Genomic DNA, 25169 nt, shown 5'->3' with positions numbered 1-25169 from the left:
GAGGCGAACTGCCCCATGCCGCCAGGGGATTTATCCACCCAAATCGGCGATCGATATGCGCTCTACCTGCAGTGATGCGCTAACTCACTGGCATTGCTGGTCAGAGGCACTTTTCGCTTATCTGATCACCCGTCGGACAGCCTGCTCCGTGAAAGCGCGAGGCTAAGTGGCCCGGCGCTTCCGTCCGGGCCGAGCCTTCGCCAATGCACTCCCAACTCACTCGCTCAGACGTCTCGCCTCGCGTCCTCGCGATGCATCAAGGACAGTGCTCTAGGGGACCTTCTGAGGGCCGCGCGAGCCGAACGGGAGTCGGATATGGGCACGCCACCCCTGCCGCCTGGAGGCCACCAGCCGTCTATCCCGCTCCTGCTGGAGCAAGCCCATGACCAGCGAATGGACCAGTACTCGCTGGCCGACTCCCTGAACGTGGTGGCTGCGGCACTCCTAGGGTTCGAAGCTGTCTTGATCACCTTGATCAGAGGCCAGCTCGATGAAGGTTGTCGCACCGCCAGCATCGTCCTACTCACGATCAGCATGCTCTTCCTCTTTGCTTGCCTGCTCGACCGGACTACGGTGGCCACCTGGCCGCCCTGGAGGGGACCGTTCAAGGCGAGGCAGCCGCAGAGGCTTGATATTCAACGACTGGAAGCCCTCTACGCGGGTCAACCGGTTGAACAGACGGCGAAAGTCTTGCTCGACTCGGAGTCGGATCTTTACCGCAGAAATGATCAAGAAGTTCAGAGGCCCAAGCGGCGTAGCATCGACATTGCCGTCTACTTCTTGGCCGCGGCACTGCTCGCCTACGGCCTCGGCGCGCTGATCGGAAGTGGCTCAGACCATGTCGTACAACCAGCCAGCGGTCAGTCCAGCAGTGGACCAACATGTCCATCCCACGGATCAGGCTGCTGCCCGAGCGAAGCGCCAAACTCTCCTCCCACCGCCCGGGAACCGAGACCGGAAGAGTCGGCGCAAGGAACGAGAAAAGAGGCTGAAGGAGCTGCTGGAACGCAAGCAACGGGGTCTGGGTACGGCAAGTAGCGAAGCTCGGCTGGCCGCAGGTCTGCCACGCGATGCTCAACCACGTGAAGCGGGACCAGATCCGCGGCTCTACGCTAAGCGGTCACGGTGATCCCCTCGGCTAGGCCCGGCCCGTGTGGTCCGGACGTAGCCGCAGAGCGCCAGTCGCCCGTGCGTACGGGACGACGTCATTACCGATCTGGTGAGGATTCAGCAGGCTGAGAAGGGCTGGAAAGCTACCTGATCGTAGGGCCCAGGTCGGACCCTACGATCGAGATGCGGCGCCGGTCAGGGGCACTTCTCCCCGAACTTGACGACCCGCAGCGTCACTGGCTGCCCGTTGAGAGCCGCACCCACAGCGGGGTCCTGGCTGCACACCTGCCAGTTCGAGTCGACCAGCACCTCCCGGCTCTGCAGCACGTCCGTCAGGGTGTAGCTCGTCGACCGGGGCAGCGCGTCCTTCACGGCGGAGACGGCCTTGCCCTTGAAGTCCGGCATCGCGCCGCCCGCCTTGAGTGTGGACCCACCCTGATCGGCTGCGGAGCACTGCTCGTCGAGCTTCACCGTGGCGAAGTCGACCTTCGAGTCGACCGGCTGCTGACCGGCGGCCGGCGCCTGGGCGCAGACCTTCCAGTTCCTGTCGTCAACCTGGCTGCGGGAGCGGCCGAGAGCGTCGTGCGACGTCAGGCTGAAGAACCCTGCGGCCGGGGCTTTGTCCTGGGCGGACTGCAGGCCCATGCCGACGAAGTTGGACAGCTCCGCCGTCTTCGGGGCACTGGCGGGTGTCGCGGCCGGTTGTGCGGGCGCCGGGATGCTGGCGGCGGTGGTCGGCGGCCTGTTACTGGTGGGAGTGGCCACCTGCGGGTCGCAGGCGGTGAGCGCGGCGATGAGGCCGACAGTGGCAAGAGCGGTACGGCGGTACGACAAAAGGTCCCCCAGCTTGGATGTGGGGGGGACCGTATCGCCGAATCTGATGGTGTGTTAGCTGAGTGTCTGACTCGTGATTGTTACTCACCCGTCCGGCCCGCCGGGGGGCGGCAGGTGGGCTGATCACGATCCGAGCACTGTGTGTGTGGAGCGCCCGCCAGGCTGCGAAGCTCTCCGCCATGTCTGACGAGATGACAGATCCGCCGTCCGCCGCCCTGCTTGTGCCCGAATTCGAGCCTGCGCCCGGCGCCCGTGTGAAGCCAATGTGGTGGTCGACGCCACTCGCCGCAGGCATTGCGGGCCTAGCCATCGGCGCTGGCAGCGTCGGAATGGCCTGGGTCGCTTCCAGTAACAGCGGACCGTCGGCTGCCGCGGCGTCACCATCCGCCGCAACGTTCACCCTGACCGGAACGATGGACCTGAACCAGACAAGCCTGAAAAGTGGGCTCTGCACGGGCATCGGCAGCTACAACGACATCGCCGAGGGCGCTTCGGTCACGGTCTACGACAGCAGCGGCCAGGTCGTAGCAACTGGCCATCTGGGAGCCGGGTTCCGATCAGGCACCAAATGCGCCTTCGCCGTGACGGTCCTTCGAGTGCCCCTCGGGCCGAAGTTCTTCCAGGTCGAGGTGTCCCACCGAGGCAAGATCACTCTCTCCGCCGAGGATGCGCAGGCCGGGAGGTTCGCGGCATCTCTGGGCTGACCTCTCCGCTGCCTCACAGCCCAACTGCTGCGCGCGGCGGCAGCGGCCCTGAACACGCGAGAGCCCACCATGGTTTGGGGCTCCGACGCGGTGTCAGCTGGTGGTCCGCAGATCGGACTGCTCAAGGTTGGACTCTTGAGCGGCGACCCCGACGGCCTCCTCCGACTTGCGGCTCAGCTTCGACTTAAGGTCATTGAACTTGCTCTTGACGTGCGGCGCGGCCTTCACACCCGCGAGGGTCACACCGACGCCTGCCGCGAAGATGAGGCCTACCGCCAACTTGATCTCGTTGTCGGCCGCGTAGAGCACGGCTTGAGTGACCAGGCCGTTGTCGTCATTTCTGGCAAGGGGGCTCTTCCCACCGGGTGTACTCGACTCGGAGAGATGTGTCCCGATCGGGTGCTCGACGAACATCAGGCGCCGGATCATCCCGGACGAATCAGGTGAAGCCATGTGGCAACTGTAGAGATCACACCGACGTTGCGGCGGGAAAATGAGCGATAGCCCGTCGGTCCGCCTCGGGTGGCTGTGTTCCCTACGTCAGGGGCGAGCCGCGGCGGCCTGCAGCAGTCGGTGGACTTCATGCTGGCGCCGGCCGGGCCGTCGTTCCAGTCGTCGACCGGCACCGGTTCACCACGCTGGTCGAGGGCGTTTCCGAGACGAATGCGAGCCCGCCAGGCGGTGGTCGGCGTGCCGTACCCGGCGGCCACGACGGCCAGTTGGGCACCGAGCACGCAGACCGCGCCGTCGGGTGCCCACAGGCGGCCCTGGGTCCAGCCGTGCCGGTGCACGTAGCGGTCGACCAGGAGCAGGTACACCTGGACGGTGACGTCGGCGGCCGCGCTGGCCGAGTCGCAACTAACTGGCACCCGCCGTGGTGGCCTCGATCGGCATCCCGATGCCGATCGAGGTTTCGACGGGGTGCCCAGCTGATAGCCTGTCAGCACAAGGCTTACTGCATGCGTGCAGGTTGCCGAGAACGAACCACAGCAATGCTCGGGCTAGTCGTCATACGACTGAAGCGTCAATGACGCTCGCCAGGGCAAAGCGAAGGACCGCCCGGCAGGGGTACCAACCTGCAAGCCGGACGGCCCTTGTATCGCTACACCGCAGTGAGTTTGATCAAAGCCCGAGGGCGGCAACCCTCGGGCTCACTGCTGTCCCCACCAGTTTTTGATCCTGTCGATCCATCCGATGGCCCTGAAGGCCAACTGGATGACGCCAGCGATCTTGGCGAGCAGCGTGAGCAAAGCCATGATCTCGTCGTTGCGGCGCTTGGCGGGCGGTTGCGGTTGCTGCTTTCGGACCTTCTTGCGTCCGCGCTTCTTCCGCTCCTGCTTCGCCATTGCGCCTGCCCCTCTCGCCGATGGAGCCGGACGAGGGGATCCCCGCCGGCCTACGGATAGAGGCGAGGGGGAGGTGCTCCGATAGAGCGTAGTAGGTCGACCGGCCGCTGGACGAATCGCAACCCAGGGGTCGCCGCAGGATCGACAACCATTAGGCTTCTGAGCGGCCCTGATGCACCATCAAAACTGCTTCGACGACCAATCAGGTTGCCGGGTAGTCGTACCGATTGGCGTCGTCCGGGGCGGGCAGCCGGTAGTGCTCGGCGTCACCACGGTGCGGCCACACGCGGATCGTCAGCGCGCCGGGCGATTCCGGGCGCGACGTCCGGATGATGGCGGCGAAGGCCGACGGGCGGCAGGTCGGCCGGCGCGACGTCGGTGGTGAACAGCGAGGCCGGGGCGAGGACGCTCCGGGCGGCACGGGTCACGGCTCCGGTGAAAGCACGGACGCCGGACAAGCAGGTGATGGTGCGCTGGGGCAGGGAGATGCGAAGATTCACGGCAGCTGACTTCCTGTCGACTCAGGTAGGTCGGTCAGGCCCTGCCGTTGGTGCTGTAACACCAGGGCGGGGCCGCCTTACGAAGGCGGCCCCGCTGGACTGTCACCAGCCCCGAGCCCACCACTCCGGGATGTGCGGACGCTCCGCTCCCAGGGTGCTGTCGTTCCCGTGGCCGGGGTAAATCCAGGTCTCGTCAGGGAGTTGGAAGACCTTGGTCTCCAAGTCGCCCATCAGGGAGCTGAATTCCTCCGGCGTTGTTGTCCTTCCGGGACCGCCTGGGAACAGGCAGTCGCCGGTGAAGAGGTGCGGGTGGCCCTGGGGGTCGTCGTAGGTCAGCACGATCGCGCCCGGGGTGTGCCCGGTCAGCTGGCGGACGGTCAGTTCGACCTGGCCGACCCGGACGGTGTCGCCGTCGTCCAGCAGCAGGTCGGTCGGGACCGCGATGCCGGGTGCGTCGATCCGGCCGGCGGCCGTCCGGGCGCCGGTGGCGGCGACCACCTCGGCCAGTGCGCCCCAGTGGTCGCCGTGCTGGTGGGTGATGACCACGGTGGCCAGCTGGTCGCCGACGGACTCCAGCAGGACCGGGGCGTCCGCCGCCGCGTCGATCAGCAGTTGCTCGTCGGTGGCGCGGCAGCGCAGCAGGTAGGCGTTGTTCTCGTACGGGCCGACCGCGATCTTGGTGATGATCAGATGGGCCAGCTCCCGCACGTCCGGCGGTCCGCCGACCTTCACTGCTCCGTGGTACGTCATCGCGCCGCTGCTCCTCGCTCGCACTGGACCTGAACCTGAACCGCCATCATCCCCCTCAGCCCATCGGCGGGAGCTGCGGCAGGGCGGTGTGGTCCAGCTCCGTGCCGTCCCGCTGGACCCGCAGGCCGGTGCCGTCCGAGCGGCCGGACAGCCAGGCGGCCAGGGCGCGGACCGGGCCGGCCACGGTGAGCTGCTCCGCGCCGTCGCCGAGGGCGGCCCGCTGGCCGGTGTCGGTGGCCGCCAGGGTGAGCGTCGGCAGGCCGTCGACCTTTTCGAACTGCTCGGCCAGGCGCGGGAGTTCCTGCTCGGCGAAGTCGGCGGGCCACTGCCCGGGGGTGTAGTCGGCGCCGAGGTCGACCAGGTGGTACTCGATCTCCATCTGCCGCCTCAGCGGCAGTTCGTGGGCCGGGAACAGGTAGCCGGCGCGGTGTCGGATCTGCACCGTCCAGGCTTCATCGGGCAGCTCGGCGGCGGCCGCGGCGAAGCGCTCGTGGCTGGCCGCCAGATCGGCCAGCTGCTCGGCCAGCGGACGCGGCGCGCCCCGCTCGATGTCCTCGTCCCGGGCACTGGGGGAGGCGTACTGCGGGATGTCCTGGCCGGTCCGGGCGCCGTTCAGCAGGTTGACCAGCGAGTCGGCGTTCCGGGCGAGGTGGGTCAGTACGTGGCCCTTGGTCCAGCCCGGCAGGGCGGACGGTTCGCCGACCGCTTCGGGCGTCAGGCCACCGGTCTCCCGCAGCAGGGTCGCGGTGGACTCCTCGACGGCCCGCAGGCGGGCGGCCGCGATCGCCGCGGCGCTCTGGGCAGCCGTGCTGGAGTCGGTGCTGGAGTCGGTCATGTTGCGGCCTCCGAATCGGTGTGCACTCGAGCGTTGCCCCGAGGGGCGTGACTCGTTGACACCGTGACGGTACCGGGGGTGCCAGGCCCTGAGCAGGGGTTTTCCGGACGGGGAAGGTACGGATCCGGACCGGTCGTCACCCGTTCGGGTGGACTCGGCTGGACAGGCTCGATATTCGAACGCCTGAGCTAGTAGGCTGACAGGCGCACACTGGAAGAATTCACCCGATTGCGCTTGTTGGTCCCGGCAGTGGGCCACGCAGCCCTTCCCAGCCACCTCCCCCGGAGAAAGGCGCCAGAAGCAGTGGCCGACCGCCTCATCATCCGCGGTGCTCGCGAGCACAACCTCAAGAACGTCTCGCTGGACCTGCCGCGGGATTCCCTCATCGTCTTCACCGGCCTCTCCGGCTCCGGCAAGTCCTCGCTCGCCTTCGACACGATCTTCGCGGAGGGCCAGCGCCGCTACGTCGAGTCGCTGTCCTCCTACGCGCGCCAGTTCCTCGGCCAGATGGACAAGCCCGACGTCGACTTCATCGAGGGCCTCTCCCCGGCCGTCTCGATCGACCAGAAGTCCACCAACCGCAATCCGCGCTCCACCGTCGGCACCATCACCGAGGTCTACGACTACCTCCGGCTGCTGTTCGCCCGGATCGGCAAGCCGCACTGCCCGCACTGTGCCCGCCCGATCGCCAAGCAGTCGCCGCAGGCGATCGTCGACCGGGTGTTGGAGCTCAAGGAGGGCACCCGGTTCCAGGTGCTCAGCCCGGTGGTCCGGGAGCGCAAGGGTGAGTTCGTCGACCTCTTCGCCGACCTGCAGTCCAAGGGGTACGCGCGCGCCCGGGTGGACGGCGTCACCGTCCAGCTGACCGAGCCGCCGACGCTGAAGAAGCAGGAGAAGCACACCATCGAGGTGGTCATCGACCGCCTGACGGTCAAGGAGAGCGCCAAGCGCCGCCTGACCGACTCGGTGGAGACCGCGCTCAAGCTGGGCGGCGGCATGGTGGTGCTCGACTTCGTCGATCTCCCCGAGGGGGATCCGGAGCGCGAGCGGATGTACTCCGAGCACCTGTACTGCCCGTACGACGACGTCTCCTTCGAGGAGCTGGAGCCGCGCTCGTTCTCCTTCAACTCCCCGTTCGGCGCCTGCCCCGACTGCTCGGGCCTGGGCAACCGGATGGAGGTCGACCCGGAGCTGGTCATTCCGGACGAGGAGAAGTCGCTCGACGAGGGCGCCATCCACCCGTGGTCGCAGGGCCACACCAAGGAGTACTTCCAGCGCCTCACCGACGCGCTCTCCGGCGAGCTCGGCTTCCGTACCGACATCCCGTGGGCCGGGCTGCCCGCCCGGGCCAAGAAGGCGCTGCTGTACGGCCACAAGACCCAGGTCGAGGTGCGCTACAACAACCGCTACGGGCGCGAGCGTTCGTACACCGCGCCGTTCGAGGGCGCGATCCCGTTCGTGACGCGCCGTCACTCCGAGTCGGAGAGCGACAGCAGCCGCGAGCGCTTCGAGGGCTACATGCGCGAGGTGCCCTGCCCGTCCTGCCAGGGCTCCCGGCTCAAGCCGGTGATCCTCGCGGTCACCATTCTCGACAAGTCGATCGCCGACGTCTCCGCGATGTCGATCGCCGACTGCGCCGAGTTCCTCGGTGCGATGAAGCTCAACGCGCGCGACAAGCAGATCGCCGAGCGGGTGCTCAAGGAGGTCAACGAGCGGCTCCGCTTCCTGGTCGACGTCGGCCTGGACTACCTCTCGCTGAACCGCGCGGCCGGCACCCTGTCCGGCGGCGAGGCCCAACGGATCCGGCTCGCCACCCAGATCGGCTCCGGCCTGGTCGGCGTGCTGTACGTGCTGGACGAGCCCTCGATCGGTCTGCACCAGCGGGACAACCACCGGCTGATCGAGACCCTGGTCCGGCTCCGCGACATCGGCAACACGCTGATCGTGGTCGAGCACGACGAGGACACCATCAAGACCGCGGACTGGGTGGTCGACATCGGCCCCGGCGCCGGTGAGCACGGCGGCAAGGTGGTGCACTCCGGTTCGCTCAAGGAGCTGCTCACCAACGACGAGTCGATCACCGGCCAGTACCTCTCCGGCCGCCGCGCCATCCCGACCCCCGAGATCCGCCGCCCGCGCGACAAGAAGCGGCAGATCATCGTGCACGGCGCCCGCGAGCACAACCTGCAGGACGTCACGGTCGCCTTCCCGCTCGGCACCTTCACCGCGATCACCGGGGTGTCAGGTTCCGGCAAGTCGACGCTGGTCAACGACATCCTCTACACCCACCTGGCCCGGGAGTTGAACGGGGCGCGCAGCGTCCCCGGCCGGCACACCCGGGTCACCGGCACCGACCTGGTCGACAAGGTCGTGCACGTGGACCAGTCGCCGATCGGCCGCACCCCGCGCTCCAACCCCGCGACGTACACCGGCGTCTTCGACAACGTCCGCAAGCTCTTCGCGGAGACCCAGGAGGCCAAGGTCCGGGGCTACCTGCCCGGCCGGTTCTCGTTCAACGTCAAGGGCGGCCGCTGCGAGCACTGCTCCGGTGACGGCACCATCAAGATCGAGATGAACTTCCTGCCGGACGTCTACGTCCCCTGCGAGGTCTGCCACGGCGCCCGCTACAACCGGGAGACGCTGGAGGTCCACTACAAGGGCAAGTCCATCGCCGAGGTGCTGGACATGCCGATCGAGGAGGGCATGCACTTCTTCGAGGCCGTCCCGGCGATCCACCGCCACCTGCGCACGCTGAACGACGTCGGCCTCGGCTACGTCCGGCTCGGCCAGTCCGCACCGACCCTCTCCGGCGGCGAGGCGCAGCGCGTGAAGCTCGCCTCCGAGCTGCAGAAGCGCTCCACCGGGCGGACGGTCTACGTGCTCGACGAGCCCACCACCGGCCTGCACTTCGAGGACATCAGCAAGCTGATCAAGGTGCTGGACGGCCTGGTGGAGAAGGGCAACACGGTCATCGTCATCGAGCACAACCTCGATGTGATCAAGACCGCGGACTGGGTCGTGGACATGGGTCCCGAGGGTGGCAGCGGCGGTGGCCTGGTGGTCGCCGAGGGCACCCCCGAGGAGGTGGCCGCCGTCCCGACCAGCCACACCGGCAAGTTCCTCCGCGACATCCTGGCGGGCCGGGTCTCGGACGCGGCGGTCCCGGCCACGGCTGTGGCTCCGGCTGCGGCCAAGGCCCCGCGCAAGCGGGCCGTCGCGAAGAAGAAGTAACGCCACTGCTGTGGAGCCGTCGTACTGGGGTTCGCTCCGGTACGGCGGCTCTCTCAGTTTCCCCGCATAGACTGCGGCCGGTTCCGCCCGTACCGTCGACCCGCTGAGGGAGCGTCACCGATGACCGAGCCCACCCCCGCACCCACCCGCCGGACCCTGCTCTGCTGCGGCGCCGCGCTGGCCGCCGGAGGCGCGGCCGTCGCGGTGGCCGGCTGCGGCTCGTCCACCTCCTCCGACAGCGGGTCCGGCAACGGCTCCGCCGGGGCGGCCGCCCCGGTGACGGTCGGTGCGGTGGCCGACGTGCCGGTCGGCGGTGGCAAGGTGTACCGGGACGCCAGGATCGTCATCACCCAGCCGACGGCCGGTGAGTACAAGGCGTTCAGCGCCAAGTGCACCCATGCGGGCTGCGTGGTGGACGAGATCAAGGACGGCACCGTCAACTGCCCGTGCCACTACAGCAAGTTCGCCATCGCCGACGGTTCGGTCAAGGACGGCCCGGCCCCGAGCCCGCTCCCGGCCTACCAGGTCACCCTCAAGGACGGCGCCTTCCAGGTGACCAAGTAGGTGACGAAGTAGGTGACCGACTAGGTGACCGACCAGGCCAGGGAACGGCGGTTTCCCGGTGCCCGGACCCCCGTACCGGGCACCGGCACCTGGGATCATCCTGAGGGGTGGGCCCGGGTCGGGGACAGGGGTTTCAGGGGTGCCTTAAAGGTGCAGCCTGAAACGGACAGGGGGAAGCCGTGCTGCGTGTCCATCTGACCACCGAAGACCTGCTCCGGGTACGAGTGGCGCCCACGGTCGGGCCGCTGGCCGAGGCGTACCACAGCCTGGAGGCGCTGACCGGGCCCGGCGGCTGCGCCCAGTTCCGGCCCTGGCGGCAGAAGTTCGGCGGTGGTCCGCTGGCCGAGGAGATCCGCCCGCTCGCCTCGCTGATCCCGGGCCCCGGCCCCTGCTTCGATCTGGGGGCGCTGACCGGCACCGACACCTCCGTTCAGGAGGGCCTCGACCGGCTGCTCGGCGCCCCGGACGAGCTGGTCCGGCTGGAGCTGGGCCATGTCGCGACGCCCCGGGCCGACCCGCGCTGGATCCGGGCTCTGAAGGAGGGCGACCTGACCGCCCGTCAGCGGTTGGCCGACTCGGTGGCGGCCTGTCACCGCCTCACCGTCGGCCCGTACTGGGGCCGGATCCAGGCCCATCTGGACGCGGTCCGGGCCGACCTGGCCCGTGCGTTGCTGGGCGGCGGGGTGGAGCAGCTGCTCGGCACCTTCTGCGCCCCGACGATCCGCTGGCAGGCACCGGTGCTGGAGATCGGCTACCCGCGCTCGGTCGACGTCCATCTCGGCGGCCGGGGGCTGGTGCTGGCCCCGATGGTCTTCCTGGCCGATCCGCCGGTGCTGCTGACCGACTCGCTGGACCGGGACGCCCCTGCGGTGCTGGCCTTCCCCACCGTCCGCGACCCGCTGGCCGGCGCCCGGCTGTGGAGCGAGGACCCGACGGCCCGGCAGTCGCTCACCGCGCTGCTCGGCCGCACCAGGGCGGCCGCCCTGGACATCGTCACCGAGGGCTGTACCACCACCGAACTGGCCCGCCGTCTCAACGTCTCCCCGGCCTCGGCCAGTCAGCACGCCACGGTGCTGCGCAACGCCCACCTGATCACCACTCAGCGCCGGGGCGGCGCGGTGCTGCACTCCATCACCGCGCTCGGCATCGACCTGCTCAACCGCGCGGCCGGCGGCCCGGCCCCGGTCGGCGCGCCGGGACGAACGGGCTGAACAGGCTGAACGCGATGAACGGGCTGAGCATCCGGATTCCGCGCCTGGCCCGTGACTGAACCGCACCCACCGATGGCCCCGGGTCGGGCGGGGCACACCTGGTGGGTCAGCTCTGCCGGAGCGGTGGCATCGGGATCGCCACCGAGTGCGCGGTCGCCCCCGCGCCCACGCCGGCCTCACAGCTGTTCGGCGGCGTGGTGGTCACCCCGCGCACCGAGGGCCGCTCGGCCGCCCAGAACATGTAGCCGAGCAGGCCGGAGCTGGTCCCGGCCCCATCGGGGGCGGCGCCCCGCAGCCAGCTGCCGGTCGAACTCTGCAGCGAGGCGGCGAAGTTGTTGCACTCGGGCCGGACCTTCGAGCCCTCCGCCACGTACAGCCCCGCGGTGAACTTGGCCGGGGCCAGCGGCAGGACCGGCGGGTTGTAGGTGGGCTTGCCGGTCAGGTGCTCCTGCCAGTTGGCGATCGCACCGCTGGTGGACGGCTGCCGGGCGGGCACCATCGCGTTGGCGAAGTCGAGCACCGGCCGGTCGGTGCGCAGCCAGTTCGCGGTGGCGTACTGGTTGATGCCGATCAGCCAGCGGTCGCCCGCCGCCACGTCGATGGTGAACCGGGCGGCCGGGTCGCTGCCGCTCGCGTCGTACGGGTGCACGGCGCGGTAGGCGTCCACGAAGGCCTGCAGGCCGGTCAGGTTCGGGTTGGTGTTCTCCTCGTAGTCGATCTCGATGCCGACCCCGAGCCGGGTGGCGAGCGCGGCGGCCCGCTGCCCGAACAGGGTCGGGTTCTTGGCCAGCGCCTGGTTCCAGGCGTCGGTGTAGGTGATGCCGCCGATCGAGAGCATCACCCTGATGCCCCGGCTGGTGAAGTAGTCGACGACGGCCTGGTTGATGCCGATCGGCACACCGTCCACGGTCTGGGCGTCGTTGGTGCCGTCCAGCAGCCGGAGCGGGTGGACGAAGCTGAGCACCACCAGGTTGACCGAGGGGCGGCCGTCGCCCCGGTCCACCAGCCAGTGGTTGGCCTGGTCGAAGTCGGTCATGTTCCGCACCGTGCCCCAGGTGCAGGCGTCGTTGCTGCACTGCCAGGCGCCGTACACCTCCATGGGGGGAGTGGCGGCGACGGCGGGCGGGGCGGACGGGACGAGGGCGGCGGCCAGCAGGGCCGCCGTGGTGCCGAGCGTTCTGAGCCGGTCGAACGGAACGCGCATGTACGCCTCCTGTACGAGTGGGGTCCCCGGACGGATCACAGCGTGGGGCTGGGCGTGCTCGCGGTCAATGGCGCGTACCGAACCGGCCTTCGTACAGATGACAGGCCGTCAATCCTTTAACAGTCCCGGCTACACCCTGCTCATCCCGCCGACGCCGTGCTCCGCACCACACTGGGCGCTCCCATCCCCCTTGCGTCCCCCGGGAGTTCACGGTGTCCCCAACCGATCAGCAGTCCCCGCCCCAGGTGCAGCGGCTGAGAGCCAACTCGGTCGGCCTGGCCGGTGTGGTCTTCATGGCGCTGGCCACCGCGGCCCCGATCACCGCGATGACCGGCAACCTGCCGGTGGTGGTCGGCGGCGGCAACGGGGTGCACGCACCGGCCGGATTCCTGTTCGTCACCGTGGTGCTGACCGTCTTCACCGTCGGGTACGTGTCGATGGCCAAGCACATCACCACCGCCGGGGCGTTCTACGGCTTCGTCTCGCAGGGGCTCGGCCGGGTGGCCGGGATGGCCTCCGGGCTGCTCGCGGTGCTCGCCTACGTGGTCTTCGAGGCCTCCATCGTGGGCATCTTCGCGTACTTCTCGCAGCAGGCGTTCGAGTCCCAGTTCGGGCTCGATCTGCCGTGGCAGGTCTTCGCGTTGGCGATGCTGGCGATCACCGCCGTGCTGTCCTACTTCGATCTGGAGGTGGCCTCCAAGGTGCTGGCCGTCTTCCTGGTCGGCGAGGTGGTGATGCTGACGCTGCTGGGCGGTTCGGTACTGGTGCACGGCGGCGGCCCGACCGGGCTGCACTGGGGCACGCTCAACCCGACCGGCGCCTTCGCCGGGGTGAACGCGGGCGTCGGCCTGTTCTTCTGCTTCTGGTCCTGGATCGGCTTCGAGTCCACCGCGATGTACGGCGAGGAGTCCCGCAACCCGCGCCGGATCATCCCGCGCGCCACCCTGCTCGCGGTGCTCATCCTGGGCGTGCTGTACACCTTCGTCACCTGGATGGTGCTGGCCGCCGACACCCCCGAGGCCGCGGTCGGCCTGGCCACCAGCTCAAGCCCGCTCGACCTGTTCCTGGTCCCGGCCAAGACGTACCTGGGTGACTGGGCGGTCACCGCGCTCCAGTGGCTGATGGTCAGCAGCGCCTTCGCCTGCGGGATGGCCTTCCACCAGTGCGCCGCGCGCTACCTCTACGCGATCGGCCGGGAGGGCTTCCTGCACCCGGCGCTCGGCCGCACCCACGCCAAGCACGGCTCGCCGTACGTCGCCTCGTTCACCCAGACCGGCATCGCGCTGGCCGTGGTCTGCGGCTTCTGGTTCACCGGGCAGGACCCGTACGTCGGCCTGTACACGCTGACCGCGATCCTCGGCACGCTCGCGCTGCTGGTGGTGCAGACGCTCTGCTCGTTCGCGGTGATCGCCTACTTCCGCCGCAACCACCCCGAGTCCAGGCACTGGTTCCGTACCCTCACCGCGCCGCTGCTCGGCGGGCTCGGCATGCTCGCCGCGATCGTGCTGCTGGTGGTCAACCTGGACACCGCCGCCGGGGCCGCCTCCGAGATCTTCTTCTTCAAGCTGATCCCCTGGATCGTCGGCGCGGTCTTCCTCGGCGGTGTCGGCCTGGCGCTCTACATGCGGGCCCGCCACCCGGCCCGCTACGAGGTGATGGGCCGACTGGTGGTCGAGGACGCCCAGGAACGCACCGAAGAGCCCACCCCCGCCACCGTCTGAGCCTTTCGGAAGGGAACCCCCACATGTCCCGCTCCCCGTACGCCCGCCTGCTCCGCTCCGCCTTCGCCGACCAAGCCACCGCCGATCGGCTCCGGCTCCCCGTCGACGAGTACGTCGGCCTCCGGGACGCCGCCCGCGCCGAGCCCGAAGGACCCTCCCGTCGCGCCCTGCTCGGCCGCGCCGCCGCCCTCGGTCTCGGGGTCGGCCTGGCCGGGATCGCCGCCACCCCCAAGGCGCGGGCCGCCGTCACCACCAAGTTCACCGGGACGATGCCCCGGGTCGCGATCATCGGCGCCGGGATCTCCGGCCTGAACGCCGCCCTCACGTTGGCCGACAAGGGCATCACCTCCACCGTCTACGAGGCCGAACCGGCCCGGGTCGGCGGCCGGATGTACTCCAAGGCCGACTGGGCCCAGGGCCAGGTCTCCGAGTACGGCGCCGAGTTGATCGACACCGGCCACCACACGATGCTCCAGCTCTGTCAGCGCTTCGGCCTCTCCACCACCTCGATCCGGCACTTCTCCGACGGCGAGCAGACCCTGCACTTCCAGGGCGGCTACTACCCGCGCGCCACCGCCGACGCCGAGTTCAAGCAGATCTGGCAGACCATCAAGAACGACATCCAGGCCGGCGGCTCGGGGCCGACCTGGGACAACCACAACCAGGCCGCCGTCACACTGGACCGGATGTCGGTCCGGGAGTGGATCAACACCCGGGTCCCCGGTGGCACCTCCAGCCGGCTCGGCGCGCTGCTCGACGTCGCCTACGCGGTCGAGTACGGCGCCGACACCACCGCCCAGTCCGCGTACGCGCTGCTGCTGATGCTCTCCTGGCAGGCCAACCCGGGGAACTTCAACATCTGGGGCGGCAGCGACGAGCGCTACCACGTCACCGGCGGCAACGACCAGGTCCCCCGGGCCATCGCGGCCGCGCTCCCGGCCGGCACCGTGCAGGCCGGCCACACCCTGGTGGCGGTGGTCCGCAACGCCGACGGCAGCCAGACCCTCACCTTCCGGCTGAACGGCGGCGGCACCCGTACCGTCACCGCCGACCACACCATCCTGGCGCTGCCGCTCCCGGTGCTCCAGCAGCGGGTGGACCTGACCGGGGCAGGGCTGGACCCGATGATGCGCAAGGTGCTCACCGACATGACGATGGGCTACTGCACCAAGCTCAACATGCAGTTCAGCAGCCGCCCGTGGACCGGCACCGGACCCTGGCCCGGCGTCTCCGGCGGCGAGTGCTTCAGCGACCAGCCGTTCCAGCAGGCCTGGGACGTGACCAAGGGTCAGCCCGGCTCCAACGGCCTGCTGATCCAGTACCACGGCGGCACCCCCGCCAAGTCGCTCGCCCCGGGAGCGCCGTTCACCGACGCCACCAACAGCTACACCCGCAACCTCGCCACCACCTACCTGACCCAGATCGACCGCCTCTGGCCCGGCACCAAGGCCGCCTGGACCGGCAAGGCCACCCTCTCCGCCTGGCACCTCAACCCGAACACCCTCGGCGCCTACTCCTGCTGGCCGGTCGGCTACCTCACCACGGCAGCCGGCTACGAGGGCACCGCCCAGGGCCGCCTGCACTTCGCGGGCGAGCACACCTCGTACGACTTCCAGGGGTACATGGAAGGCGGCGCCACCGAAGGCGCCCGGGCCGCTCAGGAGGTGCTCTCCGCGATCGGGGCATAGCTGACACGGCGGCCCCGGGTGTCAGAGCGGATCGGTACGGTAGGGGCATGGCAGACCCATCCACCTACCGGCCCGCACCCGGGGCCATCCCGACCTCGCCCGGGGTCTACAGGTTCCGCGACGCGCACGGGCGGGTCATCTACGTGGGGAAGGCCAAGAGCCTGCGGCCCCGGCTGTCCTCGTACTTCCAGGACGTGGCCAACCTGCACCCGCGCACCGCGACCATGGTGACCACGGCCGCCGCCGTGGAGTGGACGGTGGTGGCCACCGAGGTCGAGGCGCTCCAGCTGGAGTACTCCTGGATCAAGGAGTTCGACCCCCGCTTCAACGTCAAGTACCGGGACGACAAGAGCTATCCGGAGCTGGCGGTCACCCTCAACGAGGAGTACCCCAGGGTCCAGGTGATGCGCGGCGCGCACAAGAAGGGCGTGCGCTACTTCGGTCCGTACGGCCACGCCTGGGCGATCCGCGAGACGGTCGACCTGATGCTCCGGGTGTTCCCGGTCCGGACGTGCTCCAACGGGGTGTTCAAGCGGGCCCGGCAGATCGGCCGGCCCTGTCTGCTCGGGTACATCGGCAAGTGCGCCGCACCCTGCGTCGGCAAGATCTCGCAGGCCGAGCACGTCGAACTGGCCGAGGAGTTCTGCGACTTCATGGCCGGGCGGACGGGCAACCACCTGCGCAGGATCGAGCAGGAGATGCAGGACGCCGCCGCCGCGATGGAGTACGAGAAGGCCGCCCGGCTGCGCGACGACCTCGGGGCGCTCCGGAGCGCGATGGAGAAGAACGCGGTGGTGCTCGGCGACGGCACCGACGCCGACCTGTTCGCCCTCGCCGAGGACGAGTTGGAGGCGGCCGTGCAGATCTTCCACGTGCGCGGCGGCCGGGTCCGCGGCCAGCGCGGCTGGGTCACCGACAAGGTCGAGGACGTGGACACCGCCGGGCTGGTCGAGCACGCGCTCCAGCAGCTGTACGGCGGCGGCACCGAGAGCGTCCCGCGCGAGGTGCTGGTGCCCGCACTGCCCGAGCCGCTGGCGCCCGTGCAGGAGTGGCTGACCGGGCTGCGCGGCGCCCAGGTGGACCTGCGGGTGCCGCAGCGCGGGGACAAGAAGGACCTGATGACCACGGTCCAGCGGAATGCCCAGCAGTCGCTGATCCTGCACAAGACCAAGCGCGCCTCCGACCTGACGACCCGTAGCCGGGCGCTCCAGGAGATCGCCGACGCGCTGGAGCTGGACTCGGTGCCGCTGCGGATCGAGTGCTTCGACATCTCGCACCTGCAGGGCGAGGACGTGGTCGCCTCGATGGTGGTGTTCGAGGACGGGCTGGCGCGCAAGAGCGAGTACCGGCGGTTCCAGATCAAGAGCTTCGCCGGCCAGGACGACGTCCGCTCGATGCACGAGGTGATCACCCGCCGGTTCCGCCGCTACCTCCAGGAGCGCGAGCAGACCGGCGAGTGGGCGGTGCCCGAAGAGGACGGCCCCAGAGAAGAGGATGGCCGCCCGAAGCGGTTCGCCTACCCGCCGCAGCTGCTGGTGGTCGACGGCGGTCAGCCGCAGGTCGCCGCCGCCCGCCGCGCGCTGGACGAGCTCGGCATCGACGACGTCGCACTCTGCGGGCTGGCCAAGCGACTTGAGGAGGTCTGGCTGCCCGGCGCGAGCGACCCGGTGGTGCTGCCGCGCTCCAGCGAGGGCCTCTACCTGCTCCAGCGGGTCCGCGACGAGGCGCACCGGTTCGCCATCACGTACCAGCGGACCAAGCGCGCCAAACGGCTCACGGCGGGGGAGCTGGACTCGGTCCCCGGCCTCGGAGAGACTCGCCGCCAGGCGTTGCTCAAGCACTTCGGTTCGCTGAAGAAGCTGCGGGCGGCCACGGTGGCGGAGATCTGCGAGGTGCCGGGGATCGGCCTGCGCACGGCGGAGACTGTTGTCGCGGCGTTGGCTGCCCGTACACCGGTCGCTCCCGCCGTGAACACCGCCACTGGCGAGATCATTGAGGACAGTACCGAGGAGGAGACGAAGTGACGGTCGACGCCGCCCGTCCGCGCTCCGGCAGAATCAGCGAGAACGGGGATCAGACGTGACAGTGGCCGATGTGGGAGAGAGCGCACCGGAGCTGGTGATCATCTCCGGTATGTCCGGAGCCGGCCGCAGCACCGCGGCCAAGTGCCTGGAGGACCTGGGCTGGTTCGTGGTGGACAACCTGCCGCCCGCCCTGATCCCGACCATGGTCGACCTCGGCGCCCGCTCGCAGGGCGCGGTGCCGCGGATCGGCGTGGTGGTCGACGTCCGCGGCCGGAAGTTCTTCGACGACCTGCTGACCTCGCTGGAGGAGCTGGCGAAGCGCGGCGTCCGGCTCCGGGTGGTCTTCCTGGAGTCCTCGGACGACGCCCTGGTGCGCCGCTTCGAGTCGGTCCGCCGCCCGCACCCGCTGCAGGCCGCCGACCGGATCGTGGACGGCATCGAGCGCGAGCGCGACCTGCTCCGCGAGCTGCGCGGCGAGGCCGACCTGGTGATCGACACCTCCGATCTGAACGTGCATCAGCTCCGGGCCAAGCTGGACGCCGCGTTCGCCGACAACGACGAGCCCGAGCTGCGCGCCACCGTGATGTCCTTCGGCTTCAAGTACGGCCTGCCGGTCGACGCCGACCTGGTGGTGGACTGCCGCTTCCTGCCGAACCCGCACTGGGTCCCCGAGCTGCGCGCCCGCACCGGAACCGACCCCGACGTGGCGGGTTACGTCTTCCAGCAGCCGGGTGCGAACGAGTTCCTGGACGGCTACACCGAGCTGCTCAGGATCATCACGGAGGGTTACCGCAGGGAGGGCAAGCGGTACATGACACTTGCCGTAGGCTGCACCGGTGGGAAGCACCGCAGCGTAGCGATGTCGGAGCGGCTGACGAAGCGTCTGATCGCGGACGGCGTCGAGACGGTGCTGGTCCACCGCGACATGGGCAGGGAGTGACCCGGGGGGAGTGACGGCGGAGCTCCGGCGGCCGCTCTTACAGAGACAAGGGGCGCCGCCGCACCAGGGCGGCGCCGACGAGCAGAACGTGGGGTCGGTGTGTCGGGATACTCGCTGACGCGGCAGCACAAGACCGCAGACCGGGCCCAGCACGCCGGCGGCCGGACCAGAGGCGCGCCGCGGCCCAAGCCCATCAGTGTGGCCGCGCTCGGCGGCGGCCAGGGCCTGTCCGCCTCGCTCTCCGCGCTGCGCCGGCTGACCACCGAGCTGACCGCCGTGGTGACCGTCGCCGACGACGGCGGCTCCAGCGGCCGGCTCCGCAGCGAGCTGGGCGTCCTGCCACCCGGTGACCTGCGCAAGGCGCTGGCCGCGCTGTGCGGGGACGACGACTGGGGCCGGACCTGGTCCGAGGTGCTCCAGCTGCGCTTCACCGGCGACGGTGAGCTCGGCGGCCACGCGGTCGGCAACCTGCTGATCGTGGCGCTCTGGGAGAAGCTCGGCGACCCGGTGGAGGCGCTCAACTGGGTCGGCCGGCTGCTCAACGTGCACGGCCGGGTGCTGCCGATGTCGGCCGTCCCGCTGGACATCGAGGCCGTGGTCCGGGGCCACGACCCGCTGCTGCCGGGTGAGTTGAGCTCCGTACGGGGTCAGGCCAACGTGGCCGTCACCCCCGGCACGGTGCAGTCCATCCGGCTGCTGCCGGAGCAGCCGCCGGCCGTCCCGGAGGCGGTGGCGGCCGTGCTGGAGGCGGACTGGGTGGTGCTCGGCCCCGGCTCCTGGTTCACCAGCGTGCTGCCGCACCTGCTGGTCCCCGAGCTGGCGGACGCCCTGGTGCAGACCCGGGCCCGCCGCCTGCTCACCCTCAACCTGGCCCCGCAGCCGGGCGAGACCGAGGGCTTCACCCCGCAGCGCCACCTGGAGGTGATCGCCGACCACGCTCCGGAGCTTGCGGTGGATGCGATCCTGGTGGACGAGCGCGCCGTCACCGGCGGTGCCTTCGGTCAGGCGGACCTGGCCGGTCTCGAGAAGGCCGCCGGACGGATGGGTGCCGCTCTGGTGCTCGACCGGGTCGCCGCCGCGGACGGTACGCCGCGACACGACCGGGAGCTTCTGGCGGCTGCGTACGACCGGATTTTCCGGACACATGGAAGGATCGGCCCATGGCGATGACGGCAGCGGTGAAGGACGAAATCAGCCGGCTCCCCGTCACCCGGGCCTGCTGCCGCAAGGCTGAGGTTTCGGCGATCCTCCGATTCGCGGGCGGGCTGCACATTGTGAGCGGCCGGATCGTGATCGAGGCGGAGCTGGACACCGGCATTGCGGCTAGGCGGCTGCGCAAGGACCTGCTGGAGATCTTCGGACACTCCTCGGATCTGGTGGTGATGGCCCCCGGCGGGCTGCGACGCGGCAGCCGGTACGTGGTGCGGGTGGTGAAGGACGGCGAGTTGCTGGCCCGGCAGACCGGGCTGGTGGACGGACGAGGACGGCCGATCAGGGGCCTGCCCCCGGCCGTGGTGTCGGGCGCGACCTGCGACGCGGAGGCCGCCTGGCGCGGGGCCTTCCTGGCGCACGGCTCGCTCACCGAGCCGGGACGGTCCTCCTCCCTGGAGATCACCTGCCCGGGTTCGGAGGCGGCGCTGGCCCTGGTCGGCGCGGCCCGCAGGCTGGGCATCCCGGCCAAGGCCCGCGAGGTCCGCGGGGTGGACCGGGTGGTGATCCGGGACGGTGACGCGATCGGCGCGCTGCTCACCCGGCTCGGCGCGCACGAGTCGGTGCTGGCCTGGGAGGAGCGCCGGATGCGGCGCGAGGTGCGGGCCACCGCCAACCGGCTGGCCAACTTCGACGACGCGAACCTGCGCCGCTCGGCCCGCGCGGCGGTCGCGGCCGGCGCCCGGGTGCAGCGGGCGCTGGAGATCCTCGGCGAGGAGGTGCCGGAGCACCTGGCGGCGGCCGGCCAGCTCCGGATGCAGCACAAGCAGGCCTCGCTGGAGGAGCTGGGCGCGCTGGCCGACCCGCCGCTCACCAAGGACGCGGTGGCCGGCCGGATCAGGCGCCTGCTGGCGATGGCCGACAAGCGCGCCTCCGAGCTCGGCCTGCCGAGCACCGAGGCCAACCTGACCGACGAGATGGCGATGAGCTGACGCTGTCTCACTTTTCGAACGGCCGGTGTCCGCATCGCGGGCACCGGCCGTTCCGTGTTCGAACTGCGCGGCGTACCCTCCGGTAGCCCATTCGGGCCGCAGGGCCAACTCCCCTGCGGCGCAGGGACCGAAGCCCCGATTGCGGTGTTCGAGGCGTCAGGCCCGGTCGGTGCCGGTGAGGCGATGTGCCCGGGCCGCCTTCGGAGAGGTAGGGTCATGGGTGGTCGGGGACATCCCATTTCCACCCCGTCGGCACAGTCCGGCGCACCTAACGAGGAGATCGGTTCGTGACGATCCGGGTAGGCATCAACGGATTCGGCCGCATTGGCCGCAACTTCTTCCGCGCGGTCAAGTCCCAGGGCGCGGACATCGAGATCGTCGGTGTCAATGACCTGACCGACACCAAGACCCTGGCTCACCTGCTCAAGTACGACTCCATCCTGGGCACCCTCCAGGGCGAGGTCAGCCACACCGCCGACAGCATCACGGTCGACGGCCACACGTTCAAGGTGATCGCCGAGCGCGACCCGGCCAACCTGCCCTGGGGCGAGCTGGGCGTGGACATCGTGATCGAGTCCACCGGCATCTTCACCAAGGCCGACGCTGCGAAGAAGCACGTCACCGCCGGTGCCAAGAAGGTCATCATCTCGGCCCCCGCGACCGACGAAGACGTCACCATCGTGATGGGCGTCAACGACGAGAAGTACGACGCGGCGAACCACACCGTCATCTCCAACGCCTCCTGCACCACCAACTGCGTGGCGCCGATGGCCAAGGTTCTCCAGGAGAACTTCGGCATCGTCAAGGGCCTGATGACCACGGTGCACGCGTTCACCAACGACCAGGTCACCCTGGACTTCCCGCACAAGGACCTGCGTCGTGCGCGCGCCGCGTCCATCAACATCATCCCGACCTCGACCGGTGCCGCCAAGGCCACCGCGCTGGTCCTGCCTGAGCTCAAGGGCAAGCTGGACGGCACCTCGCTGCGCGTCCCGGTCCCGACCGGTTCGATCACCGACCTGGTCGTCACCCTCGAGCGCGAGGTCACCGTCGAGGAGGTCAACGCCGCCTTCCAGAAGGCGTCCGAGGGCTCCCTCAAGGGCATCCTGCAGTACACCGAGGACCCGATCGTCTCCTCCGACATCGTGAACTCGCCGTTCTCCACGATCTTCGACTCGCTGATGACCATGGTTCAGGGCAACCAGGTCAAGATCTTCGGCTGGTACGACAACGAGTGGGGCTACTCCAACCGCCTGGTGAACCTGACCACCCTCGTCGGTGGCCAGCTCTGAACCCAGCGGAAGCTGACGTGATGTGAGGGAGGGCCCGGACGAAGACCGTTCGGGCCCTCGCTCTGCGTTCCCTCTCGCTTCATCGGTGGCCCGCCGCAGTGCCTCCGCCACTTTTTCTCCCCAGGAGATTCGAAGACCGTGAAGACCATCGAAGACCTCCAGGTCAACGGCCAGCGGGTGTTCGTCCGCGCCGACCTGAACGTGCCGCTCTCGGACGGCCGGATCACCGACGACGGCCGGATCCGCGCCGTCGCCCCGACCATCGCCAAGCTGGTCGCGGCCGGCGCCAAGGTGATCGTCGCCTCCCACCTGGGCCGCCCCAAGGGTGAGCCCGACCCGCAGTACTCGCTCGCCCCCGTCGCGGTCCGCCTCGGCGAGATCCTCGGCCAGTCCGTGTCCTTCGCGACCGACACCGTGGGCGACAGCGCGAAGGCCACCGTCGCCGCCCTGGCGAACGGCGAGGTCACGCTGCTGGAGAACCTGCGCTTCAACGCCGGCGAGACCGCCAAGGACGACGCCGAGCGCGGCGCCTTCGCCGATCAGCTGGCCGAGCTGGCCGACCTCTACGTCGGCGACGGCTTCGGTGCGGTGCACCGCAAGCACGCCTCGGTCTTCGACCTGCCGGCCCGCCTGCCGCACGCGGTCGGCGACCTGATCGCCACCGAGGTCGGCGTGCTCAAGCGCCTGACCGAGGAGGTGGAGCGCCCGTACGTGGTGGTGCTCGGCGGCTCCAAGGTCTCCGACAAGGTCGGCGTGATCGACAACCTGCTGGGCAAGGCCGACCGCATCCTGATCGGCGGCGGCATGGCGTACACCTTCCTCGCGGCCCTGGGCCACGAGGTCGGCATCTCGCTGCTGCAGAAGGACCAGATCCCGGTCGTCCTGGAGTACCTGGAGCGGGGCAAGGCCAACGGCGTCGAGTTCGTCATCCCGGTGGACGTCGCGATCTCCGCGAGCTTCCCGGACACCAAGACGCACAAGCCGGTCGAGGACTTCGAGGTCGTCGACGCGGACAAGATCCCCGCGGACAAGGAGGGCCTGGACATCGGCCCGAAGACCCGGGAGCTGTTCGCCTCGAAGCTGGTCGACGCGAAGACCGTGTTCTGGAACGGCCCGGTCGGTGTCTTCGAGCACCCGACCTTCGCCGAGGGCACCAAGGCCGTCGCGCAGGCGCTGCTGGCGAGCGACGCGTTCACCGTGGTCGGTGGCGGCGACTCCGCCGCGGCCGTCCGCATCCTGGGCTTCGACGAGACGAAGTTCGGGCACATCTCGACCGGCGGTGGCGCGAGCCTCGAGTACCTGGAGGGCAAGACCCTCCCCGGTCTCGCCGCACTGGAAGGCTGAACACAGATGACTGACCGTCTCCCGCTGATGGCGGGCAACTGGAAGATGAACCTCAACCACCTCGAGGCCATCCAGCACACCCAGAAGCTGGCCTTCGCGCTGGCCGACAAGGACTACGAGGCCGTCGAGGTCGCCGTCCTGGTCCCGTTCACCGACCTGCGCTCCGTGCAGACCCTGGTGGACGGCGACAAGCTGAAGATCAAGTACGGCGCCCAGGACCTCTCGGCGCAGGACTCCGGTGCCTACACCGGTGAGATCTCGGGCCCGATGCTCGCCAAGCTGAAGTGCACCTACGTGGCGATCGGCCACTCGGAGCGCCGCCAGTACCACGGCGAGAACGAGGACATCGTCAACGCCAAGGTGCAGGCCGCCTACCGGAACGGGATCACCCCGATCCTGTGCATCGGCGAGCCGCTCGAGATCCGCAAGGCGGGCACCCACGTCGAGCACACCCTGGCCCAGCTCGACGGCGCGCTCCGCGAGATCTCGGCCGAGCAGGCCGAGACCATCGTGGTCGCGTACGAGCCGGTCTGGGCGATCGGCACCGGCGAGGTGGCCACCCCCGAGGACGCGCAGGAGGTCTGCGCCGCGATCCGGGTCCGCCTCGGCGAGCTGTACTCGGCCGAGCTGGCCGACAAGGTCCGCGTCCTGTACGGCGGTTCGGTCAAGTCCTCGAGCGCGGCCGGCCTGATGGCCAAGCCCGACGTGGACGGTGCACTGATCGGCGGTGCCTCGCTGGACGCCGACGAGTTCGTCAAGATCGTGCGTTACCGCGAGCAGGCAGTAGGCTAACGCCGCACCGGCAACGTAGTCTTTGGGGCCGGACCGCGTCGAGCGGCCCGGCCCCTTCGCCGAAGATACGAGAGATTGGTCCCGCTGTGGTTCTCGGGTTCACGATTGCCCTGATCGTCTTCAGCCTGCTGATGATCCTCCTGGTGCTGCTGCACAAGGGGAAGGGCGGCGGTCTCTCCGACATGTTCGGTGGCGGCGCGATGTCCACCGGCGGCGGTTCGGCCGTGGCCGAGCGCAACCTCGACCGCATCACGATCATCGTCGCGCTCGGCTGGTTCGTGTGCATTGTGGTGCTCGGTCTGGTGCTCAAGTACAAGAGCTGAGCCAAGCCCAAGGGCCAAGCTTTCGCACACATCTGACGCTCTGTCGGTTCGCCGCTTATGCTCGGTACGGTGAAGTGCCGGAGGTGGTGCGGACAGATCCTTAACCGCTGCTTACACTAGGACGACTTCGCCACCGTTCGCCGGCCTCGGCCGGGCGGCAGTGGATATCGGCTGCCGTCCTGCCGTCAGACACCGGGCACGGGTGAACGGCCCTCTCCGGGCAGCGGCCGAGATCGCATCGCACCAGCACGCAGGGAGTCAGACCGTGGCAAGTGGCAACGCCATCCGTGGCAGCAGAGTCGGCGCCGGGCCGATGGGTGAGGCGGAGCGCGGCGAGTCCGCCCCCCGAAACCGGATCTCCTTCTGGTGTGCCAACAAGCACGAGACCAAGCCGAGTTTCGCCGCCGAGGCGGTCATCCCGGACACCTGGGACTGCCCCCGCTGCGGTTTTCCGGCCGGACAGGACGAGCACAACCCGCCCGCCCCGTCTCGCAACGAGCCCTACAAGACCCACCTCGCGTACGTCCGCGAGCGGCGCACCGACGCCGACGGCGAGGCGATCCTCGCCGAGGCGCTCGCCAAGCTCCGCGGCGAGATCTGAGCAGTACCGAAAGG

General features: G+C 69.6%; 24 protein-coding genes. 16 read left to right on the top strand and 8 right to left on the bottom strand.

What is annotated here, in order from left to right; translation table 11 throughout:
- The first annotated feature begins 393 nt into the window (after positions 1-393).
- Positions 394-1038 carry a hypothetical protein gene (locus ASC99_RS41640; RefSeq protein WP_235583199.1) on the top strand — a complete coding sequence of 215 codons (645 nt, stop codon included), beginning with the start codon at positions 394-396 and terminating at the stop codon, positions 1036-1038.
- 267 nt (positions 1039-1305) lie between these two features.
- Here ASC99_RS41640 and ASC99_RS36585 read toward each other — a convergent pair whose 3' ends face one another.
- On the bottom strand, positions 1306-1944 hold the full coding sequence (locus ASC99_RS36585) for a PASTA domain-containing protein (RefSeq protein WP_057240380.1): 639 nt from the start codon (positions 1942-1944) through the stop codon (positions 1306-1308).
- Positions 1945-2123: 179 nt separating this feature from the next.
- Here ASC99_RS36585 and ASC99_RS41635 point away from each other — a divergent pair, with 179 nt between their 5' ends.
- A complete protein-coding gene (locus ASC99_RS41635) occupies positions 2124-2648 on the top strand; it encodes a hypothetical protein (RefSeq protein ID WP_235502790.1) in 525 nt (174 codons plus the stop codon).
- Positions 2649-2741: 93 nt separating this feature from the next.
- Here the strand turns inward: ASC99_RS41635 and ASC99_RS36575 are convergent, their stop codons facing one another.
- From ASC99_RS36575 to ASC99_RS36555, 6 genes are all read right to left on the bottom strand, one after another.
- A complete protein-coding gene (locus tag ASC99_RS36575) occupies positions 2742-3101 on the bottom strand; it encodes a hypothetical protein (protein ID WP_157531978.1) in 360 nt (119 codons plus the stop codon).
- The gene (locus tag ASC99_RS39275) at positions 3074-3466 is read right to left on the bottom strand and encodes a hypothetical protein (protein WP_157531977.1); all 393 of its coding nucleotides are present in this window, start codon (positions 3464-3466) and stop codon (positions 3074-3076) included. Before ASC99_RS39275 ends, ASC99_RS36575 begins: the two co-directional genes overlap by 28 nt.
- 333 nt (positions 3467-3799) lie before the next feature.
- A complete protein-coding gene (locus ASC99_RS36570) occupies positions 3800-3994 on the bottom strand; it encodes a hypothetical protein (protein ID WP_057240374.1) in 195 nt (64 codons plus the stop codon).
- A 266-nt stretch (positions 3995-4260) separates the two neighbouring features.
- Complete coding sequence (locus ASC99_RS36565) at positions 4261-4494, bottom strand: hypothetical protein (protein WP_057240373.1); 234 nt, start codon at positions 4492-4494, stop codon at positions 4261-4263.
- A gap of 102 nt (positions 4495-4596) precedes the next feature.
- The gene (locus ASC99_RS36560; protein ID WP_057240371.1) at positions 4597-5244 is read right to left on the bottom strand and encodes an MBL fold metallo-hydrolase; all 648 of its coding nucleotides are present in this window, start codon (positions 5242-5244) and stop codon (positions 4597-4599) included.
- 55 nt (positions 5245-5299) lie between these two features.
- The gene (locus ASC99_RS36555) at positions 5300-6079 is read right to left on the bottom strand and encodes a maleylpyruvate isomerase family mycothiol-dependent enzyme (protein ID WP_082598929.1); all 780 of its coding nucleotides are present in this window, start codon (positions 6077-6079) and stop codon (positions 5300-5302) included.
- Positions 6080-6382: 303 nt separating this feature from the next.
- Between ASC99_RS36555 and uvrA the strand changes: the two genes are divergently transcribed.
- From uvrA to ASC99_RS36540, 3 genes are all read left to right on the top strand, one after another.
- A complete protein-coding gene (gene uvrA, locus ASC99_RS36550) occupies positions 6383-9310 on the top strand; it encodes an excinuclease ABC subunit UvrA (RefSeq protein WP_057240369.1) in 2928 nt (975 codons plus the stop codon).
- Positions 9311-9430: 120 nt separating this feature from the next.
- Positions 9431-9874, top strand: coding sequence for a Rieske (2Fe-2S) protein (locus tag ASC99_RS36545; protein ID WP_057240367.1), 444 nt, complete (start codon positions 9431-9433; stop codon positions 9872-9874).
- Between the two features lie 179 nt (positions 9875-10053).
- Positions 10054-11085, top strand: a complete 1032-nt coding sequence (locus tag ASC99_RS36540) for a helix-turn-helix transcriptional regulator (protein ID WP_063857284.1) — start codon at positions 10054-10056, stop codon at positions 11083-11085.
- Positions 11086-11191: 106 nt separating this feature from the next.
- On the opposite strand, the gene ASC99_RS36535 is transcribed toward ASC99_RS36540, so the two are convergent.
- Positions 11192-12289, bottom strand: coding sequence for a hypothetical protein (locus ASC99_RS36535; RefSeq protein WP_057240365.1), 1098 nt, complete (start codon positions 12287-12289; stop codon positions 11192-11194).
- A gap of 293 nt (positions 12290-12582) precedes the next feature.
- Between ASC99_RS36535 and ASC99_RS36530 the strand changes: the two genes are divergently transcribed.
- From ASC99_RS36530 to ASC99_RS36480, 11 genes are all read left to right on the top strand, one after another.
- Positions 12583-14010: an APC family permease gene (locus ASC99_RS36530; protein ID WP_082598935.1), complete on the top strand. Its 1428-nt coding sequence runs from the start codon at positions 12583-12585 to the stop codon at positions 14008-14010.
- Positions 14011-14033: 23 nt separating this feature from the next.
- Positions 14034-15698 (top strand): NAD(P)/FAD-dependent oxidoreductase, encoded by a 1665-nt coding sequence (locus tag ASC99_RS36525; RefSeq protein WP_057240362.1) that lies wholly within the window; start codon positions 14034-14036, stop codon positions 15696-15698.
- A 47-nt stretch (positions 15699-15745) separates the two neighbouring features.
- The gene (uvrC, locus tag ASC99_RS36520) at positions 15746-17722 is read left to right on the top strand and encodes an excinuclease ABC subunit UvrC (RefSeq protein WP_057240360.1); all 1977 of its coding nucleotides are present in this window, start codon (positions 15746-15748) and stop codon (positions 17720-17722) included.
- A gap of 55 nt (positions 17723-17777) precedes the next feature.
- Positions 17778-18662 carry an RNase adapter RapZ gene (gene rapZ / locus ASC99_RS36515; RefSeq protein ID WP_057240359.1) on the top strand — a complete coding sequence of 295 codons (885 nt, stop codon included), beginning with the start codon at positions 17778-17780 and terminating at the stop codon, positions 18660-18662.
- A gap of 99 nt (positions 18663-18761) precedes the next feature.
- Positions 18762-19832, top strand: coding sequence for a uridine diphosphate-N-acetylglucosamine-binding protein YvcK (gene yvcK, locus ASC99_RS36510; RefSeq protein WP_082598927.1), 1071 nt, complete (start codon positions 18762-18764; stop codon positions 19830-19832).
- Entirely contained in the window at positions 19823-20803 is a 981-nt protein-coding gene (gene whiA / locus ASC99_RS36505; RefSeq protein WP_057240357.1) for a DNA-binding protein WhiA, read from the top strand. The genes yvcK and whiA overlap by 10 nt, the downstream gene beginning before the upstream one ends.
- 287 nt (positions 20804-21090) lie before the next feature.
- Entirely contained in the window at positions 21091-22095 is a 1005-nt protein-coding gene (gene gap / locus ASC99_RS36500; RefSeq protein WP_057240355.1) for a type I glyceraldehyde-3-phosphate dehydrogenase, read from the top strand.
- Between the two features lie 138 nt (positions 22096-22233).
- Complete coding sequence (gene pgk, locus ASC99_RS41630) at positions 22234-23439, top strand: phosphoglycerate kinase (protein WP_057240353.1); 1206 nt, start codon at positions 22234-22236, stop codon at positions 23437-23439.
- Between the two features lie 6 nt (positions 23440-23445).
- Positions 23446-24231, top strand: coding sequence for a triose-phosphate isomerase (tpiA, locus tag ASC99_RS41625; protein WP_057240351.1), 786 nt, complete (start codon positions 23446-23448; stop codon positions 24229-24231).
- An 86-nt stretch (positions 24232-24317) separates the two neighbouring features.
- Positions 24318-24554 carry a preprotein translocase subunit SecG gene (gene secG / locus ASC99_RS36485; RefSeq protein WP_057240349.1) on the top strand — a complete coding sequence of 79 codons (237 nt, stop codon included), beginning with the start codon at positions 24318-24320 and terminating at the stop codon, positions 24552-24554.
- 265 nt (positions 24555-24819) lie between these two features.
- Positions 24820-25155, top strand: coding sequence for an RNA polymerase-binding protein RbpA (locus ASC99_RS36480; protein ID WP_082598926.1), 336 nt, complete (start codon positions 24820-24822; stop codon positions 25153-25155).
- Positions 25156-25169: the final 14 nt, after the last annotated feature.

Source organism: Kitasatospora sp. Root107 (genome assembly GCF_001424875.1).
Classification (GTDB): Bacteria; Actinomycetota; Actinomycetes; order Streptomycetales; family Streptomycetaceae; genus Kitasatospora.
This window is presented reverse-complemented; position numbering and strand designations above follow the sequence as displayed.

Coding starts and splice junctions, on each gene's coding strand:
- ASC99_RS41640 (WP_235583199.1), top strand. CDS start 394: ATGGACCAGTACTCGCTGGCCGACTCCCTGAACGTGGTGGCTGCGGCA.
- ASC99_RS41635 (WP_235502790.1), top strand. CDS start 2,124: ATGTCTGACGAGATGACAGATCCGCCGTCCGCCGCCCTGCTTGTGCCC.
- ASC99_RS36575 (WP_157531978.1), bottom strand. CDS start 3,101: ATGGCTTCACCTGATTCGTCCGGGATGATCCGGCGCCTGATGTTCGTC.
- ASC99_RS36570 (WP_057240374.1), bottom strand. CDS start 3,994: ATGGCGAAGCAGGAGCGGAAGAAGCGCGGACGCAAGAAGGTCCGAAAG.
- ASC99_RS36560 (WP_057240371.1), bottom strand. CDS start 5,244: ATGACGTACCACGGAGCAGTGAAGGTCGGCGGACCGCCGGACGTGCGG.
- ASC99_RS36555 (WP_082598929.1), bottom strand. CDS start 6,079: ATGACCGACTCCAGCACCGACTCCAGCACGGCTGCCCAGAGCGCCGCG.
- ASC99_RS36545 (WP_057240367.1), top strand. CDS start 9,431: ATGACCGAGCCCACCCCCGCACCCACCCGCCGGACCCTGCTCTGCTGC.
- ASC99_RS36535 (WP_057240365.1), bottom strand. CDS start 12,289: ATGCGCGTTCCGTTCGACCGGCTCAGAACGCTCGGCACCACGGCGGCC.
- ASC99_RS36530 (WP_082598935.1), top strand. CDS start 12,583: ATGGCGCTGGCCACCGCGGCCCCGATCACCGCGATGACCGGCAACCTG.
- ASC99_RS36525 (WP_057240362.1), top strand. CDS start 14,034: ATGTCCCGCTCCCCGTACGCCCGCCTGCTCCGCTCCGCCTTCGCCGAC.
- uvrC (WP_057240360.1), top strand. CDS start 15,746: ATGGCAGACCCATCCACCTACCGGCCCGCACCCGGGGCCATCCCGACC.
- whiA (WP_057240357.1), top strand. CDS start 19,823: ATGGCGATGACGGCAGCGGTGAAGGACGAAATCAGCCGGCTCCCCGTC.
- tpiA (WP_057240351.1), top strand. CDS start 23,446: ATGACTGACCGTCTCCCGCTGATGGCGGGCAACTGGAAGATGAACCTC.